Source organism: Streptomyces sp. NPDC094143, assembly GCF_040303825.1.
Taxonomy (GTDB): domain Bacteria; phylum Actinomycetota; class Actinomycetes; order Streptomycetales; family Streptomycetaceae; genus Streptomyces.
Genome location: NZ_JBEOTZ010000008.1, coordinates 87,236 through 101,857, shown reverse-complemented (window position 1 = coordinate 101,857; position 14,622 = coordinate 87,236). Strand labels below are relative to the sequence as shown.

At 70.4% G+C, this 14,622-nt stretch carries 17 protein-coding genes; 5 read left to right on the top strand and 12 right to left on the bottom strand.

Translation table 11 applies throughout. The features are described from left to right. Positions 1-6: 6 nt before the first annotated feature. The 9 genes from ABTZ58_RS13310 to ABTZ58_RS13270 form a co-directional block, all read right to left on the bottom strand. Complete coding sequence (locus tag ABTZ58_RS13310) at positions 7-903, bottom strand: hypothetical protein (protein WP_351354677.1); 897 nt, start codon at positions 901-903, stop codon at positions 7-9. Continuing rightward, positions 893-1,804, bottom strand: coding sequence for an ACP S-malonyltransferase (locus ABTZ58_RS13305; RefSeq protein ID WP_351354674.1), 912 nt, complete (start codon positions 1,802-1,804; stop codon positions 893-895). The genes ABTZ58_RS13310 and ABTZ58_RS13305 overlap by 11 nt, the downstream gene beginning before the upstream one ends. Continuing rightward, on the bottom strand, positions 1,801-2,559 hold the full coding sequence (locus ABTZ58_RS13300; RefSeq protein ID WP_351354671.1) for an SDR family NAD(P)-dependent oxidoreductase: 759 nt from the start codon (positions 2,557-2,559) through the stop codon (positions 1,801-1,803). Before ABTZ58_RS13300 ends, ABTZ58_RS13305 begins: the two co-directional genes overlap by 4 nt. Continuing rightward, positions 2,556-3,182 (bottom strand): GNAT family N-acetyltransferase, encoded by a 627-nt coding sequence (locus ABTZ58_RS13295; RefSeq protein ID WP_351354668.1) that lies wholly within the window; start codon positions 3,180-3,182, stop codon positions 2,556-2,558. Before ABTZ58_RS13295 ends, ABTZ58_RS13300 begins: the two co-directional genes overlap by 4 nt. A gap of 8 nt (positions 3,183-3,190) precedes the next feature. Then, entirely contained in the window at positions 3,191-3,424 is a 234-nt protein-coding gene (locus tag ABTZ58_RS13290) for a hypothetical protein (protein ID WP_351354665.1), read from the bottom strand. A gap of 5 nt (positions 3,425-3,429) precedes the next feature. Beyond that, positions 3,430-4,446: a 3-oxoacyl-ACP synthase III family protein gene (locus tag ABTZ58_RS13285; protein ID WP_351354662.1), complete on the bottom strand. Its 1,017-nt coding sequence runs from the start codon at positions 4,444-4,446 to the stop codon at positions 3,430-3,432. 286 nt (positions 4,447-4,732) lie between these two features. Further along, entirely contained in the window at positions 4,733-5,353 is a 621-nt protein-coding gene (locus ABTZ58_RS13280) for a GNAT family N-acetyltransferase (RefSeq protein ID WP_351354659.1), read from the bottom strand. Between the two features lie 152 nt (positions 5,354-5,505). Next, positions 5,506-6,342, bottom strand: coding sequence for a ParB/RepB/Spo0J family partition protein (locus ABTZ58_RS13275; protein WP_502996060.1), 837 nt, complete (start codon positions 6,340-6,342; stop codon positions 5,506-5,508). 375 nt (positions 6,343-6,717) lie between these two features. Next, a complete protein-coding gene (locus ABTZ58_RS13270; protein ID WP_351355023.1) occupies positions 6,718-7,281 on the bottom strand; it encodes a 4'-phosphopantetheinyl transferase family protein in 564 nt (187 codons plus the stop codon). Here ABTZ58_RS13270 and ABTZ58_RS13265 point away from each other — a divergent pair. The 5 genes from ABTZ58_RS13265 to ABTZ58_RS13245 all read left to right on the top strand — a co-directional run bounded on the left by ABTZ58_RS13265 (position 7,234) and on the right by ABTZ58_RS13245 (position 12,308). Next, positions 7,234-7,524: a hypothetical protein gene (locus ABTZ58_RS13265; RefSeq protein WP_351355057.1), complete on the top strand. Its 291-nt coding sequence runs from the start codon at positions 7,234-7,236 to the stop codon at positions 7,522-7,524. The two genes, ABTZ58_RS13270 and ABTZ58_RS13265, sit on opposite strands and share 48 nt — an antisense overlap. Positions 7,525-7,782: 258 nt before the next feature. Further along, positions 7,783-8,808, top strand: a complete 1,026-nt coding sequence (locus ABTZ58_RS13260) for a beta-ketoacyl-ACP synthase III (protein WP_351354653.1) — start codon at positions 7,783-7,785, stop codon at positions 8,806-8,808. A gap of 104 nt (positions 8,809-8,912) precedes the next feature. Next, complete coding sequence (locus ABTZ58_RS13255) at positions 8,913-9,155, top strand: acyl carrier protein (RefSeq protein ID WP_351354650.1); 243 nt, start codon at positions 8,913-8,915, stop codon at positions 9,153-9,155. Then, complete coding sequence (locus ABTZ58_RS13250; RefSeq protein WP_351354647.1) at positions 9,152-10,372, top strand: beta-ketoacyl-[acyl-carrier-protein] synthase family protein; 1,221 nt, start codon at positions 9,152-9,154, stop codon at positions 10,370-10,372. The genes ABTZ58_RS13255 and ABTZ58_RS13250 overlap by 4 nt, the downstream gene beginning before the upstream one ends. A gap of 43 nt (positions 10,373-10,415) precedes the next feature. After that, the gene (locus tag ABTZ58_RS13245) at positions 10,416-12,308 is read left to right on the top strand and encodes an acyl-CoA dehydrogenase family protein (RefSeq protein ID WP_351354644.1); all 1,893 of its coding nucleotides are present in this window, start codon (positions 10,416-10,418) and stop codon (positions 12,306-12,308) included. A gap of 47 nt (positions 12,309-12,355) precedes the next feature. On the opposite strand, the gene ABTZ58_RS13240 is transcribed toward ABTZ58_RS13245, so the two are convergent. The 3 genes from ABTZ58_RS13240 to ABTZ58_RS13230 form a co-directional block, all read right to left on the bottom strand. Next, positions 12,356-12,766 carry a Pycsar system effector family protein gene (locus tag ABTZ58_RS13240; protein WP_351354641.1) on the bottom strand — a complete coding sequence of 137 codons (411 nt, stop codon included), beginning with the start codon at positions 12,764-12,766 and terminating at the stop codon, positions 12,356-12,358. 65 nt (positions 12,767-12,831) lie between these two features. Beyond that, entirely contained in the window at positions 12,832-13,539 is a 708-nt protein-coding gene (locus tag ABTZ58_RS13235; protein WP_351354638.1) for a TIGR03943 family putative permease subunit, read from the bottom strand. Further along, positions 13,536-14,594 (bottom strand): permease, encoded by a 1,059-nt coding sequence (locus tag ABTZ58_RS13230; RefSeq protein ID WP_351354635.1) that lies wholly within the window; start codon positions 14,592-14,594, stop codon positions 13,536-13,538. The genes ABTZ58_RS13235 and ABTZ58_RS13230 overlap by 4 nt, the downstream gene beginning before the upstream one ends. Positions 14,595-14,622 lie beyond the last annotated feature (28 nt).

Below are 14,622 nucleotides of genomic sequence, written 5' to 3'. Positions count from 1 at the left end.
TCCTTCTCATCCTGCGATGGTCAGAAGTCGGTGGTCGGCCCTGCCCGCCGTCAGCGCCCGGACGCGGGAGACATAGACCGATTTCGCGGGGCCGACGAGGTCCACGGCGGCGACGGGGTCCACGGCGCACAGTCCGTCGACGAGCCGCGGCAGGCTCGCCGTGTCGAACCACTGCTCGGTGAGCATGTGCCGGTACGCCTCGGGGGTGTCGTCCACCCGTTCGCCGGTGAGCGGCGAGACGACGGCGGCCGTGGCCGGCCGGAAGTCGGCGTCGGCGAGGAGGGCCCTGAACTCGTCCCTCTCCGGCAGCGCCCACGGGCAGTGCTCGGCCCGGTCGATACGGTCGAGCACGGCCGTACCCAGCGTGCCGAGGCGGCGCGTGAGGGCTTCGGTCTCGCTGCCGCGGAAGCTGAGGGCGATCAGACCGCCTCCGAGGTCGACCGAGAGCCACGGCGCGTCGTCCGCCGTCGCCAGCACCTCCAGGAGCCGTTCCGCGTCCCCCTCCGACGAAGGCAGCAGCGCGAGGGTGATGCCGTTGGGGCGTGCTTCCTTCCGCGCGATCTGGGTGTTGTTGATGTCCCGGATCAGGCGGAAGCAGGTCTCCTCGGTGATCACCCCGGCGGCGAGCAGGCTGGGGATGCAGCCGGCGCTCATGCCTCCGAACGCGGTCCACCGGGATTCCTCGGCGGAGGTGCGCCGCAGCAGCGCCACGGCGAGGAGGGCCTCGTGCACGGTCGAGGACAGACCGGCGTGGCCGTGCGTCACGTCGAGGCGGGCGGGGTCGAACCCGCAGACCTCACCGGCCAGTTCGAGCAGGGCGTCGTCCTCGTCGAGGACGGCGGTCAGCTCGTCCCGGGTGAGCGGCACCAGGCCGGGGAAGATGAGCGCGCGGTCACTCGACACGGGCGACACCGCCGGTTTCCGGTTCGATGCCGCACTCCGGGTCCAGTTGCATCGACTTCACGACGAAGGCCGAGGGTTCGAGGACGATGTGGGTGTCCAGCCCCAGGCCCTCGATGTAGCGCAGGATGCCGCTCCAGTTGAGGATCGTGGTGTACTGCTCGACGGCCAGCCGCGTGATCGCCGCGCCGCTGGTGTAGGGCCGGGCGTCGTGGCTGATCAGCGGGATGTCGAGGTTGCGGCACGGGTCGTTGAAGTGCCACTCGTCCGCGAACGTCTTGCGGACGCCGTCCATCAGGTCGCAGTGCCCGGGGTAGCTGAAGGGGATCGGCTTGTACAGGGCGCCCGCCTTCATCAGCGCCGGCTTCATGGCGTCCAGGTCCGAGGTGCGGCAGGCGGCCAGGAACTGGTTGCTGGAGACGTGCCCGGACAGGTGCAGCAGGTGGTCGACGCCGTGGGCGCGCAGTTCCCGGAACACGGCTTCGTGGTCGCCGTTGTAGAAGAAGACGCTGACGTAGTCGGTGCCCTCGAAGACGTCGATCTCGATGGCGGCCATGGTGTGGGACATGCGCACCATGTCCTCCAGCGACACCCAGCCGACGGCGGCGGCGGCGCTGATGAAACCGAGGCTCATCCCGGTCACGCACACCGGCTGCACGTCGCGGCGGCGGACGTCCTGCTGGTAGCCGACGACGCCCATCAGATTGATGAGCGGGCGGCGGAACCGGGGATCGTTGAGCTGGTCCTCGTCACCGTCGCGGAGCACGCCCCGGAAGTCGATCGACAGGGTGTCACTGGCCAGGTCGAGCGCGAGCTGCATGGGCCGGGAGTCCAGGCAGCGCTGCCGCACGTCGGCGTCCAGGTACACCTGCGAGGGGAAGATGTACACGCCCGTGGCGGTCACAGCGAGGCCCCCTCGTCGACGGTGACGACCTCACCGTTCACGGCGGCGAAGTCGGGGCCGGTGATCCGGCGGATGACCGCGGCGACCTTCTCCGGCGGCATGAGCCGCTCCTCGAAGTCGGGGCCCATGACCTCCTCGACCACGTCGCGCGGTACGGAGTTCAGCAGCTTGGTGTCGCGGATCGGCCCCGGGGAGACCGTGTTGAAACGTACGCCGAGCCGTCCCCATTCGCGGGCGAAGCCGCGCGTCATCATCTCGATGGCGGCCTTGCTGGTGATGTAGCCGATCGCTCCGGTGATGTAGCGCCGGGTGAGGATCGAGGAGACGTTCACGACGCTGCCGCCGCCCGTGGCGGCCAGGGTCTGCGCGCTGATCGCGTTGATCTGGTACGTGCCGAAGACGTTGGCGTCGATGACGGACTTGAAGGCCTCGGCGTTCGAGATGGTGGCCACGGCAGCCTCGTTCGTCACGGCGCAGTTCACCACGACGTCACAGGGGCTGACTTCGAGGAGCAGTTCGCGGATGCGCGCGCCGCCGGTGTCCGCCGTGGGCAGGGACAGCTGCCGTATCTCCGCGGTGCCGCCTGCCTCCTGTACGGCCGCGGCGGCCTTCTCCGCCTCGTCCTGCCGGCCGTGGTACGTGATGAAGACCTTCTGCGCCAGCGGCGCGAACTGGCGCGCCACCTCCTGGCCGAGGCCGCTCGTACCGCCGATCACCAGGACGTTGCGGTACTCCTTCGTCTGTTCTGCACTCATCGTTGTTCCCCCTCGGGAGTTCCGGGATCGGCTGGCGCGTGCCGCATCAGGCCGTCGGCGAGCGCCCTTACGCGGTCCCTGTCGACACGTCGTCCCACGCGCGGCTGGTAGTGCGGATAGGGACGGCGGTACTCCTCGCGGGTCAGGGAGGACTTCACGGCGGGAAGCGTCCCGTCCGGTGTCTGGAAGTAGTCCTCGCAGACCGCCTCCAGCGACAGTCCGTCCGTCAGCGCCAGATGGAGGGTGCTGTCGTTGTGAAGTCCGGTGGTGAACTCGACGCGGCGGCAGTTCAGTACCTCGAAGAGGTAGTCGACGAGGAGCATGGCCGCCTCGATGCCGATGCCCGTACGCCACAGCCGCTCATCGCCCGTGGCGCCGCCTACTTCGTAGACGCCCTCGCCCAGCCGCCAGAAGTGGGCCACCCCGATGAGCGTGCCCTGCCGGTCGGTGATCAGGGCGCCGCGGCGGCCTTCGCCTTCCAGCCCCTGGTACTGGGAACGGCGCACCAGGTGACTCGAGGTGCCCCGCAGCAGGGTTTCGCACTCGGTGGCGGTCAGCCACTTCGCCACTGTCTCCAGGGAGTCCGGCGAGAACGGGACCAGTTCGCACAGGAGCCCCTTCACGAGTGCTCCTAGGCGGCGTTCAGCTGGTCGTGGACGCTGCGCAGCGAGCTCACGTCCTCGACCTTGAGGTCGTAGACCTTGTCGCCGAAGACCGGCAGGAGAGCGGAGGCGAACCGGAGGGTGTCCATCGACTCCAGGCCGTACGCGCTGTCGCGGCCGAAGACCACGGTGTCGTCCCCGGGGACCTCGCCGCCCGAGCGCTCACCGAAGAGGGTGAGGAATATCTTGCGGAGTTCGTCCATGATTCTCACGCTTCCACTCGTATGTCGTAAGGCAGCCGGAAGCAGAGCGAGCCCCACATGAATCCGGCTCCGATGGCTCCCACCGCGATGACGTCTCCCGCCGTGGCCCGGCCGTTCTCGGCGAGGCGCCACAGCGCGGTCAGCGGGGATGCGCCACCCGTGTTGCCGAGGGTGTCGACCGTGACGGCGACCTTGGCCATGTCCACTCCGACGGAGCCGGCGATGTGCTCGATGAGCCGCAGATTGGCCTGGTGCAGGGCGAACCCGGCGACGTCCTCGATCTCGACCTCGGCCGCGTCGAGCGCTGCCGCGAGCGACTTGGGAACCCTGGTGGTCGCCTCCTGCCACACGGTGGGACCGTCCATGGTGAGGTAGGGCGTGACCGCCGAGTCGTCCGCGGGATCCTGCCGGTTCAACAGCGCGGTACCGGCCAGGGCGACTTGGCTGGAGGGAGAGTTGCCCAGGTCGTAGCTGAGGAGGCCGTCGGATCCGGGCGTCTTGGTCAGCACCGTGGCACCGGCGGCGTCTCCGAAGAAGACGCGTACCACGCGATCCGCCGGGTCGGTGGCGCGTGAAGGGCCCTCGGCGCACACGACGAGGGCGTTCTGCACATCCGGTTCCTGGAGCAGGCAGGACGCGGTGTAGACGGCGTAGACGACGGACGCGCAGGCGTGCTGCGTGATGTCGACGATGCGCGGGGTCTCGATGCCGAGACGGTCGGCGAGCAGGACTCCGAGGGAGGGCATCACCCATTCCGGGCTGCTGCAGGTGACGACCAGGACGTCGATGTCCCGCATGTTCAGGCCGGCCTGCCGGACCGCCTTGCGCGCGCTCTCCTCGGCCAGATCGGTGATGGTCTCGCCGTCGGAGAGGTACCGCCGCTCGCGGATGCCGGTCTTCCGCTCGATCCAGTCCGGTGAGGTGTTCAGCGTCTCGCAGAGCTCTTCGTTCGTGACGACCCGGTCCGGCAGGGCCATGCCGACGCTGAGCGGACTGGTCGGGGTGAGTTGCCATCTGGGCACGCGGCCTCCTCCAGGGTCGGACGGGTCGGGAACGGTTCGGTGCGGTGAGGACGGCGGGCCGACCGCTGCGCGGGATTGCACGCAGCGGCCGGCCCACTCGTCCGGGCGTCAGCAGCCCTCGCTCGCGCCGCTGGCGGGCAGCTCGACGCCCTCGGCGACGATCTCGGTGCCCTGCAGGTCGATCACGTTGGTGAGATCCATGACATTTCCCCCTTTCCGGGTTTCGGTTCCTATGGGATACACCACCCAGAAGGGCGATGGTCTGGGGTGGACGCGAGATCCGGGGTCACGCACTCCACGACGTGCCGTCGTGGGCGGCCGTGAGATCTTCCAGCGTCTTCTTGCGCAGCGAGGAGAGAAGTTGTGCACGGCTTTCCGTCAGCCGTTCCCCGCGTTCGACGAATTGTGCGACATCGGCTCTGCAGACTATCCCGGCCCAGAACTCGCCGTCGATGAAGAAGCGATCCCTGAGCATTCCCTCGACGATGAATCCGGAATACTGGGTGAGATATTCGAGCAGGGCCTCGTTGTAGGTGGCGACGAGCAGCTCGACCCGCTTCACCTCGGCGGCCCGCAGCAGCATGGACAGCGCCGCGCGAATGGCCCCGTCCGTGGCTTCCGGCGTCCAGGCCTCATCGGAGCACGAGGTGAGGATCAGGCGGAAGTACCCCGGAGTCTGGCCTGCCGACCAGCTCACGGCGCCGATGACCCGCGAATCCCGGCGGACGAGGACGTGGGATTTCCGCTCGTCCTCGATGATCCGCCGGCGCATGGCCGCCGTGCGCCAGACCGGCCCCTCCGTGGAAACGTAGGAGAAAGGAACAGCGAGCACTTCGTCAAGCAATGCTTCTTCGTCCCCGGTGACGACCGGAACGAATTCCATCGACGTACTCGCGCTGCCGTCCATTCTCCCCCGATTCCCTCAGCCGCTTCTTTTCGGTCTCCCTGCGGCTCTGAAACAAACTTAGATCGGGGCCAAATGAAGTGTCAACGGAGAACCGAGCGGAAAGCGGCTGCCTTTACGCGAGCACCGGAATCCGGCGACGCGCGAACACGGAATTAGGAGGCGTCCTGGACTCCACCGCGCCGCTCCAGGGCGGCGGCGATCCCCGCGTAGGCGTGGGCGTTGGCCCGGAGCAGCTCGGCCACGGTGCCGGCCCAGTGCGGAGGCACGTGGTGCACGATCCGCTCCAGGGCGGCCTGTTCCACGGAACTGTGGTTGAGCAGGCGCAGCAGGGCCCTGCCGGATTCGTTGAACCGGATCGACGGGTCGTTGCGCAGGCTCTCCAGCGTCGCCTCCCGGTCGAACTTCCAGGGGGCGTCGGCGCCCAGCGGCGGACCTTCCTTGGCAGGGCCGCTCTTCGGGGCGGACTTCACCGCCTGCTCGGGTCTGCGCTGCTGCGGCACCACTTCCTCGCCGGCCCGGAGCCGCTCCCGTACGTCCCGCACGGTCGAGGGGGCCACGCCGGCGAGCCGCGCGACTTCCCGCAGCGACAGTTCCGGCTGCTCGGCGAGTAACCGGCCGGCCTCGCGCCGCCCCGAGTCGCTGCTCAGGGGCCTCGCCCGCCCGTCGCTCCCCGTTCGCCTGTCCAAGTGTCCACTCTGGACGGTCGACCGCTTCCGGAGGGCTCCGACCGTGGTGGCGGACAACCCCGTGGCCCGGGCTATCCGGCGGTCCGACCACGTCGGATGGGTACCGAGGATGCGGCCGGCCGCGGCGGTGCGGTCCGCCAGGGACAGCGGCAGGCCGTGTGAGGCGTTGAGCGCGACCCCGAGGATGAAGGCATCTTCGTCCGTGCCGTCGAAGAATCGCGCGAGGATCGTTTCGTGTCCGTGGTGCTGTGCCGCTTTGACCCGGTGCACGCCGTCGACGACGCGCAGCGTTCCACGCTGCACAACGATCGGCGGAAGTGTGGTATCCGATGAGGCCAGCAGCCGTACATGGCCGAGATCAAGTCCGGCTCGTCGCGGTGAGTCCTCGATGTTCAGCGAGGCGATGGGGATCGTTTCGGGTATCTGGACCACTCTATCGAGCAGAGCCGTATGACATGACGCCACGTCATCCATGCTGTTTTCCCCCTGATTTTCTTGTAACTCTGGCCACACTCATTCTTTGCCGTACCGCGATCAGGTCAAGGGCTGGCAATCAACACCAGCCACAGGGGATTCGCCGCCTCCTCCCCCTTGACTGGAAAGCATCCATGGCCGGAAGCCGCCGTGGCCCGGCGGGACGGCGTGTCGGGGCGACGGAAGATGGCTGAATGTGAAGCTTTACGGAGAGCTTGTCGAGGGCTCGTGCCCGTGGCATGCCCCGTCTCCCCCGCACGTCACCACGACGGCCGTCCGCAGGATCCCGTCGCGGAGCTGCCAGGTGCCGTCGAAGCACCCGGCAGTTCCGGCCCCGAAGGCCGTGATCCGGGTGCCGAAGGTGCCGTCGCCGCAGAAGGCGACCTCGGCGTCGGCGAAGCCGAGGTGCCTGCCGACCAGGGGGTTCCACGCCTTGTAGACGCTCTCCTTGGCACTGAACAGCAGGCGTTCCCACCACACTTCGGGCCGTAGCGCGGACAGCTCGGACAGCCGGTGGCGTTCGGACGGGGACGAGATCAGGGGCAGGATCGCGCCGTCGGGAAGCGGAAGGTTGGGCTCCGCGTCGAGTCCGAGTGACGCCATGCGCGTCGACTCGGCCACCGCCGCCGCCCGGTACCCCGGGCAGTGCGTGATGCTGCCGACGACGCCTGTCGGCCAGAGCGGGGCGCCCGACGGGCCCCGCGGAACGGGAACCGCCGGGTGGCCGAGGCGACGCAGGGCTTCCCGCGCACAGCTCCGGGCGGTGATGAACTCCCGCCGGCGTTTGCCGACCGCCGACGCGATGACATGGCTTTCCTCGGGGAAAAGGTCTTCCTGGACATCGTGGAAAAGCTCGACGTGGACCACGGACGCCGGAAACAGTGCGCCGACGCCTCTCACCAAGTCGCCTCGGCCGTCCGATCCCTGCGTGTCGTACACCGTCATGCCGCGATTATCCCGGTAATGCGCTCCCTGGTCGGCGGCAACTGCACGGGAGCCTATGGAGCTTGACAGGCCCATAGCGGCAAAGCACAGTGATTGACGTCGGTTACTCGGTCATGGACCGAGGGCGTACCACGGGGCGGTCCGACACAAGACGCGCCCGATTCATGGTGTGCACACAAAAAGCGCGGAGCCGCTGTGCTCGACACCGCCCGCAAAGGGGATATGCACACCGCCCGTCGCCCGTTCCCTTCTCGCGAGACCTGTCGGCTCGTCGAAGGAATTGTGCGCGTGCCGCAGTGAGCAATGCCGATTTCACGGGGAGGGATGGCGATGGCAGCGGTGCTCATGGGCCTCGGGGGATACCTCCCGCCGAAGGTGGTCACCAACGAGGACCTTTCGGCGACGCTGGACACCACCGACGAGTGGATCACCACCAGAACCGGAATCAAACGCAGACACGTGGTCGACGGCGGCCTGTCGACCGGAGACCTGGCGGTCGAGGCGGGGGCCAGGGCGCTCAAGTCCGCGGGGCACACGACTGTCGACGCGGTCGTGGTGGCGACCACCTCACCGGACCGGCTCTGCCCGGCGGTGGCCCCCGAGGTGGCCGACCGGCTCGGCCTGGGCCCGGTGGCCGCCTTCGATCTGACCTCCGCGTGCAGTGGCTTCGTCTACGGACTCGCCACGGCCGCGGGACTGATCGCATCGGAAGCGGCCGACACGGTCCTGTTCATCGGCGCGGAGGCGTTCACCACTCTGGTGAACCCGGCCGACCGTACGACGGCACCCATCTTCGGCGACGGGGCCGGAGCCGTGGTCCTGCGCCGCGGCGAACCCGGCGAGACGGGCGCGCTCGGCCCCTTCGACCTGGGAAGCGACGGCGCACGGGCGGATCTGCTGGCGATCCCGGCGGGCGGCTCACGGCAGCGGTCCGCGGACGGCGGGCCGGCCCACGACGTGGTTCCCGAGGCGGACTGGTATCTGCGGATGGCCGGCCGCCCCCTCTACCAACAGGCCGTCGAGCGTATGAGCCGCTCGGCCCGGGCCGCCCTCGACAAGGCCGGCTGGACCGTGGCCGACGTGGACTGGTTCGTCGGCCACCAGGCCAACGTCCGCATCGTGCGGGCCGTGGCCGAGGAACTCTCGATGCCCGAGGAGCGGACGGCCGTCAACATCGACCGCGTGGGCAACACGCTCGCCGCCTCCATCCCGCTCCTGCTCAACCACCTCGCGGCCGACGGCGCCCTGAAGCCCGGCGCACGGATTCTGCTGTCCGCCTTCGGCGCCGGGCTCTCCTGGGGTTCGACGGTACTGGAGTGGCCGGACCTGTCCGTCGAGAGCGTCCACTGACGCCGGCTGCGCACTCCACCCGCCCACACGGTCCACCGGCACCGGCCGGGGTGACCGACCGGCCGGCTGCCCGGCCGACCACCACACAGATCACGGGAGAAGAAATGAACACCATGCACGACTCCGTCGCCGAGGTCATGGTCACCCGCTTCGGCATGGACCGGGACCTCGTCGTCACCGAGGCGACCTTCGACGATCTGGGCCTCGACTCGCTCTCCCAGATCGAGCTGGGCACCGCCCTGAGCAAGGAGCTGGGAGTGGACCTCAGCGACGACGAGATGGCGGAACTGTCGTCGGTCGGAGACATCGTGACCCTGCTGGAGAGCAAGGGCGCCGACGCCCGATGAGCGGCTTCGCGGCGCTCGTCACGGGAGCGGGGCTCGTCACCTCCGCAGGGACAGGGCTGAAGGCGAACTGGGAGAAGGTGCTCGCGGGCGAACCCACCGCAGCCCATCTGCCGGAACTGGACGGCCTGCCCGTGACGATGGCGTGTCGCGTGCCCGGTTTCTCTCCGCAGGACTTCGGGCTCCGCGACTTCTGGAAATGGGACCGCTTCACGCAGTTCGCCGTCGTGGCCGCGCGCGAGGCGCTGGAGCAGGCGGGACTGGCCCCGGGCGACTGGGCGGACAGCGCCAGAGTCGCCGTGCTCATCGGCTCCGGGGCGGGGGGCACGGCCACCTTGGAGGCACAGCACCGGGCCCTGCTGGAGGACGGTCCCACCGCGGTGTCCCCGCTGACCCTGCCGATGGGGCTCGTCAACATGGCGGCCGGCCAGGTGGCGATCGACATCGCGGCCCACGGTCCCTGCCTCGCCCCGGTCACGGCGTGCGCGGCCGGCGCCAGCGCGATCGGCATCGGCCGCGAACTCCTGCGGCAGGGTGTCGCGGACGTGGTCGTGGCCGGCGGGGCCGAAGCCCCCATCACACCGCTGTACGTCTCCTCCTTCGCCCGGATGCGCGCGCTGTCCCGGCGCCTGGACGACCCGGCGACCGCGTCCCGGCCCTTCGACGCGGGCCGGGACGGCTTCGTGCTCGGTGAGGGCGCCGGGGTGCTGGTGCTGGAGTCCGAGGAGCACGCGGCCGCACGCGGCGCCCGGCCGCTGGCCCGGCTGACCGGCTACGGCGCCTCCTCGGACGCGCACCACGTCACCTCGCCGCACCCGCAGGGACGGGGCGCCGAGCTGGCGATGCGGGCAGCGCTCGACGACGCCGGCCTGACCGGCGAGGACGTGGACTACGTCAACGCCCACGGGACGTCGACACCGCTCAACGACGTGACGGAGTCGGGCGTCATCAGCCGCATGCTCGGAAACGGGGTGCGGGTGAGCTCCACGAAGGGCGTGACCGGCCACCCGCTGGGCGCCGCCGGGGCGATCGAGGCCGCCTACTGCGCACTCGCCGTCCGCGACGGACTGATCCCCCCGACGGCGGGCCTGACCGACCCGGACCCGCGGATCGAGGTCGACCTCGTCCGTGGCGCCGCCCACCCCGGCCCCGTCCGCGCGGCCCTGAGCAACTCCTTCGGCTTCGGTGGCCAGAACGCCACGCTCGTCTTCACGTCCTGACCCGCGCCGACGACGACCGATGCCCGACGTGACGGAGGTATTCATGGGGAACACACCGGCCACGCCCCGGCACGGCGACGACGGCATCCTCGTCACCGACCTTCCCGGCCTTCTCTTCGACGGAGAGTACGAGGAGACTCATCACGACATCCGAGCGGTCCTCTTCGACCCGGCGTTCGACCCCCACGAGGGCCTGACCCCGAGGGAGTCCGGGAAGCTGACCTACGAACGCTCCAGAGTGCTGCACGCCGCGCTGGAGCGACCGCTGAGCATGCTGCGCCGGCCGCGGCGGCTGTTCGCCCTGGCGGAGTGGTCGTCGCTGCTGGACCCCGCGGTCTTCTCCGTGCTCCTCGTCCACCACAACCTCTGCCTCGGCACGGTCCTCGACCTCGGTGCGGGCCGGGACGACATCAAGGACCACGTCGAGGAACTGGACCGGCTCGACTCCTTCGGCCCCTACATGGCCACGGAGTTCGGGTACGGCAACAACGTGGCCGCGCTGCGCACCGAGGCGGTCTACGACGCGGAAGCAGAGGCGTTCCTGCTCAACACCCCGGACGCCGGCGCGCAGAAGTTCATGTCCTTCGGCGGCTTCGAGGACATTCCGAAGCTCGCGGTGGTGCTGGCCCGGCTCAAGGCAGGCGGGAAGAACCACGGGGTCCACCCCTTCATCGTCCGGATCAGTGACGGGGAGAAGCTCAGCGAGGGCGTGCGCGTCACACCCTGCCCCGAACAGCCGGTCCAGGGCATCGACCACGCGCTGACCTGGTTCGACCATGTCACCGTCCCGCGACGCAACCTCCTGCACGGCGAGCTCGGAGGGTTCTCGTCCGACGGTGCGTTCCAGCCCGGCGGTGGGAACCTGCGCCGGCGGTTCCTGCGGACGATGAGCCGCATCCAGCCGGGCCGCCTCTGCGTGGCGAGCGCCGCGGTGGGCGCCGGAAAGGCGAGCGTCTACACGGCCCTGCGCTATGCGGAGAGAAGGATGACCAACGGCCCCGGCCGGGGCGAAGTGCCCGTGCTGGAACACCGGAGCCATCAGCGGGACCTGTTTCCCGCCCTGGCCAGGGTGTACGCCATGAATCTGCTCCTGAACCACGCCAAGCGGGAGTTCCTGGCCCACTCCGGCGACACCCCGGACGACCTGAACCACCTGATCTCGATCACGAAGGCCCTCGCCACGTGGGAGATGAGCGACGTCGCCGGGATCTGCCGGGAACGCTGCGGAGCCCAGGGCATGTTCCGGGTCAACCGGATCGCCGATTACGGCTCGCTGCTGCACGGCCTGGTCACCGCCGAGGGCGACAACCAGGTGCTGCTGGCGACGACGGCCGGCCAGCTGATCGCCCGAGCCGACCCGGACCGGTCTCCGGTTCCGCCGGCCGGACCCGTGGGCCGGGTCGAAGACGCCGGGGCGGCCGGTGGCGACGGCCCGGACGTCCAGGTGGACTTGCTGCGCTACCGGGAGCAGTACCTGTGCCGGGCGGCGCGGGCATCGATGGCGGAGTCGGAAGGCACGTACTTCGACGCCTGGAACGGCGTGGTGAACACCGCCCTCGACATGGCACGGACACGTGGAGTCCGCATCGCGCTCGAGCAGTTCTGCGCTGCGGTGCCCTCGCTCGCCGACGCGCAGGACCGGACGGCCCTGCGTGTGCTGGCGTCGCTGTACGGACTCGTCGAGATCCAGCGCGACGCGGGCTGGTACCTGGCCAAGGGCCTGCTGACCGCGGAGCAGGTCGAGGGGATGCCCGCCGCGGTGGACCGTTGCTGCGAGCTGCTCCGTCCGCACGCGGGGCGCCTGATCGACGCGTTCCGGCTCTCCCCGGAACTGCTGCGCGCCCCGATCGCCTTCGAGGACTACGCCGCCGCCTTCCAGCGCCAGGTCGGCGCACTCGGCCCCGACGCGAACCCGCCGCTCACTCCCGGGCGGTGACCACGGCCTCGTTCACCGGGTCCGTCAGGGGGATGCCGCCGGGCCCTTCAGGGCAGCAGCACCCCGGTCAGCGTTCCCGCGAGGGTCAGGGTCAGGAAGGCGGCGCCCCAGGTCATCGCCAGGCGTATGCGGCGGTACTTGAGCGAGATCGCGCGGTGCAGGAACTCCAGGTGGGTCTCGGCGGCGGAGCCGGGGCGCGGCCGGGACGCCAGGCCGAGCAGGACCAGTGCCGGGGCGCAGGCCGCGCAGCCGGACCAGACCAGGAGCTGGGGAATCACCGCGTACTGGCCGGGCACGATGGCACCCACGGTGATCGCGCCGAGCAGGACCGTCAGGGCCGCGCCCAGCGTCGCCAGGGTCAGTCCCGCTCTGCTGTCGGCCTTCGCCAGTCGCTCCCGGGCCTGGATCAGGGGCCCGGGGCCGAGTTCCGCCGTGCGCTCGTGTTCGAGTGTGGTCATTCGTCCCCCTCACTGATCGGCGGCTTTCCCGGGTACCCGGGAGGGGCATTTCTACTACGCCGGCGTCAGCTGTTCCACGTCTCGTCGTAGGGGTCGCGGGGTGGCGGGACCGGGCGGGAGGAGACGACCTCGACGTACGGGACGGGGCCCTGGTTGACCGGGTCGACGGTGCGGCGGGGGGTGTGACGGCCGGTGATCTCCAGCCAGGTGTCGGGGCGCAGGACCGGGGGGACGGCGCCGGTCAGGGCGATCTTGACCGGCTGGGCGTCCGCCGCGCAGCAGTTGAGGCCCATGCGGACCAGGTAGGCGGTGCCCGTCCGGTCCAGGGTGACGAAACCGGTGATCTTCAGGTCGCGGCCCTTCAGGGAGCGGCCCTTGTCGTAGACCGCGCGGCTCGCGTAGTCGGCGACGGCGAGGCGGAGGGGGCCGTCGCCGGCGGGGAGCGCCGGGAAGCCGAAGGGTTTCGTCAGGGCCGTGCCGGTGTGGGACGCGCTGTAGGAGCCGAGGGCCGGCGGGGCGACCAGGATCAGGGCGAGGACCGGGAGGGTGAGGAGCCAGGAGACGCGTGGCTCGCGGTGGTGGTGTGCCCGGGCGGGGGTGCGGCGGTCGTAGTGGAGGGTCGCGGCCGCCGTCGCGATCAGGACCACGCCCGCCAGCAGGACCAGGGGACGCAGCCCCTCCTTGACGTAGCGCAGGTACAGATCGGTGGTGCCGGCGTGCAGGAGGGTGGCGCCGAGCAGGAACAGCAGGGCCGACTGGGCGAGGCGGTTCACAGCAGGACCGTTCCGGTCAGGGCCGACACGAGGACGGCCAGGGCGAGGGTCGCGGGGGCGAAGCGCAGGGCGAAGGCGCGGCCGAAGGTGCCCGCCTGCATCGCGAAGAGCTTGAGGTCGACCATCGGGCCGACGACCAGGAACGTCAGACGGGCCGTCAGGGAGAACTGGGTGAGGGACGCCGCGACGAACGCGTCCGCCTCCGAGCAGATCGACAGGAGCACGGCCAGGGCGGCGAGGGCCAGGACCGACAGGACGGGGTGGCCGGCGGCCAGGGCCAGCCAGTCGGCCGGCACGACCGCCTTGAGGGTCGCCGCCGCCATCGCGCCGATGACGAGGAAGCCGCCCGCGTGCGTGACGTCGTGGCGGACCGCGCCCCAGAAGGCCGCGCCTCCGCCCTGACCGTCGTACGGGGTCCGGGCCGCAAGCCGCAGCGAGTCCGTGCGGCCGAGCCGGTGCCAGAGCCAGCCCATCGCGCAGGCCACCAGCAGGCTCGCGACGAGGCGGGCCAGGACCATCCCGGGGTTGCCGGGGAACGCCACGGCCGTCGCCGTCAGGACGATGGGGTTGATGGCGGGTGCCGAGAGGAGGAACGCCAGGGCCGCGGCCGGGGTGACGCCCCGGCGGACCAGCGCCCCGGCCACCGGGACCGAGGCGCACTCGCAGCCCGGCAGGACCGCGCCCGCCGCACCCGCGACCGGAACCGCCAGGGCCGGGCGCTTGGGCAGGGCCCGCGCGAAGAACGACGGCGGCACGAACACCGCGATCGCCGCCGAGAGCAGCACGCCGAGCACCAGGAAGGGCAGGGCCTGGACCAGCACCGCGACGAACACGGTCATCCAGCTCTGCATCACCGGTGCGGACAGGGCGCCGCGGATCGGGTCCTGGAACATCACCGCCGTGAGCAGCAGGAGGGTCAGCAGGAGCGGGGAGTCGAGGTGCCTGGCCTCGTCCCCGTTCCTGTCCCCGCCCCGGGCGGGCTCCGCGTCCGTGTCCGTGTCGCTGTCCGCGGTCGTGTCCGCGGGGTCGGTCGGGGCGGTCTTCGTGGTGGCCACGGGCCCGGTACCTCCGGTGGTGCGCGAG

What these genes read in the sequence shown, in the direction of transcription:
- ABTZ58_RS13300 (WP_351354671.1), bottom strand. Translation starts at nt 2,559, where the DNA reads ATGAGTGCAGAACAGACGAAGGAGTACCGCAACGTCCTGGTGATCGGC.
- ABTZ58_RS13290 (WP_351354665.1), bottom strand. Translation starts at nt 3,424, where the DNA reads ATGGACGAACTCCGCAAGATATTCCTCACCCTCTTCGGTGAGCGCTCG.
- ABTZ58_RS13280 (WP_351354659.1), bottom strand. Translation starts at nt 5,353, where the DNA reads ATGGACGGCAGCGCGAGTACGTCGATGGAATTCGTTCCGGTCGTCACC.
- ABTZ58_RS13260 (WP_351354653.1), top strand. Translation starts at nt 7,783, where the DNA reads ATGGCGATGGCAGCGGTGCTCATGGGCCTCGGGGGATACCTCCCGCCG.
- ABTZ58_RS13255 (WP_351354650.1), top strand. Translation starts at nt 8,913, where the DNA reads ATGAACACCATGCACGACTCCGTCGCCGAGGTCATGGTCACCCGCTTC.
- ABTZ58_RS13250 (WP_351354647.1), top strand. Translation starts at nt 9,152, where the DNA reads ATGAGCGGCTTCGCGGCGCTCGTCACGGGAGCGGGGCTCGTCACCTCC.
- ABTZ58_RS13245 (WP_351354644.1), top strand. Translation starts at nt 10,416, where the DNA reads ATGGGGAACACACCGGCCACGCCCCGGCACGGCGACGACGGCATCCTC.
- ABTZ58_RS13240 (WP_351354641.1), bottom strand. Translation starts at nt 12,766, where the DNA reads ATGACCACACTCGAACACGAGCGCACGGCGGAACTCGGCCCCGGGCCC.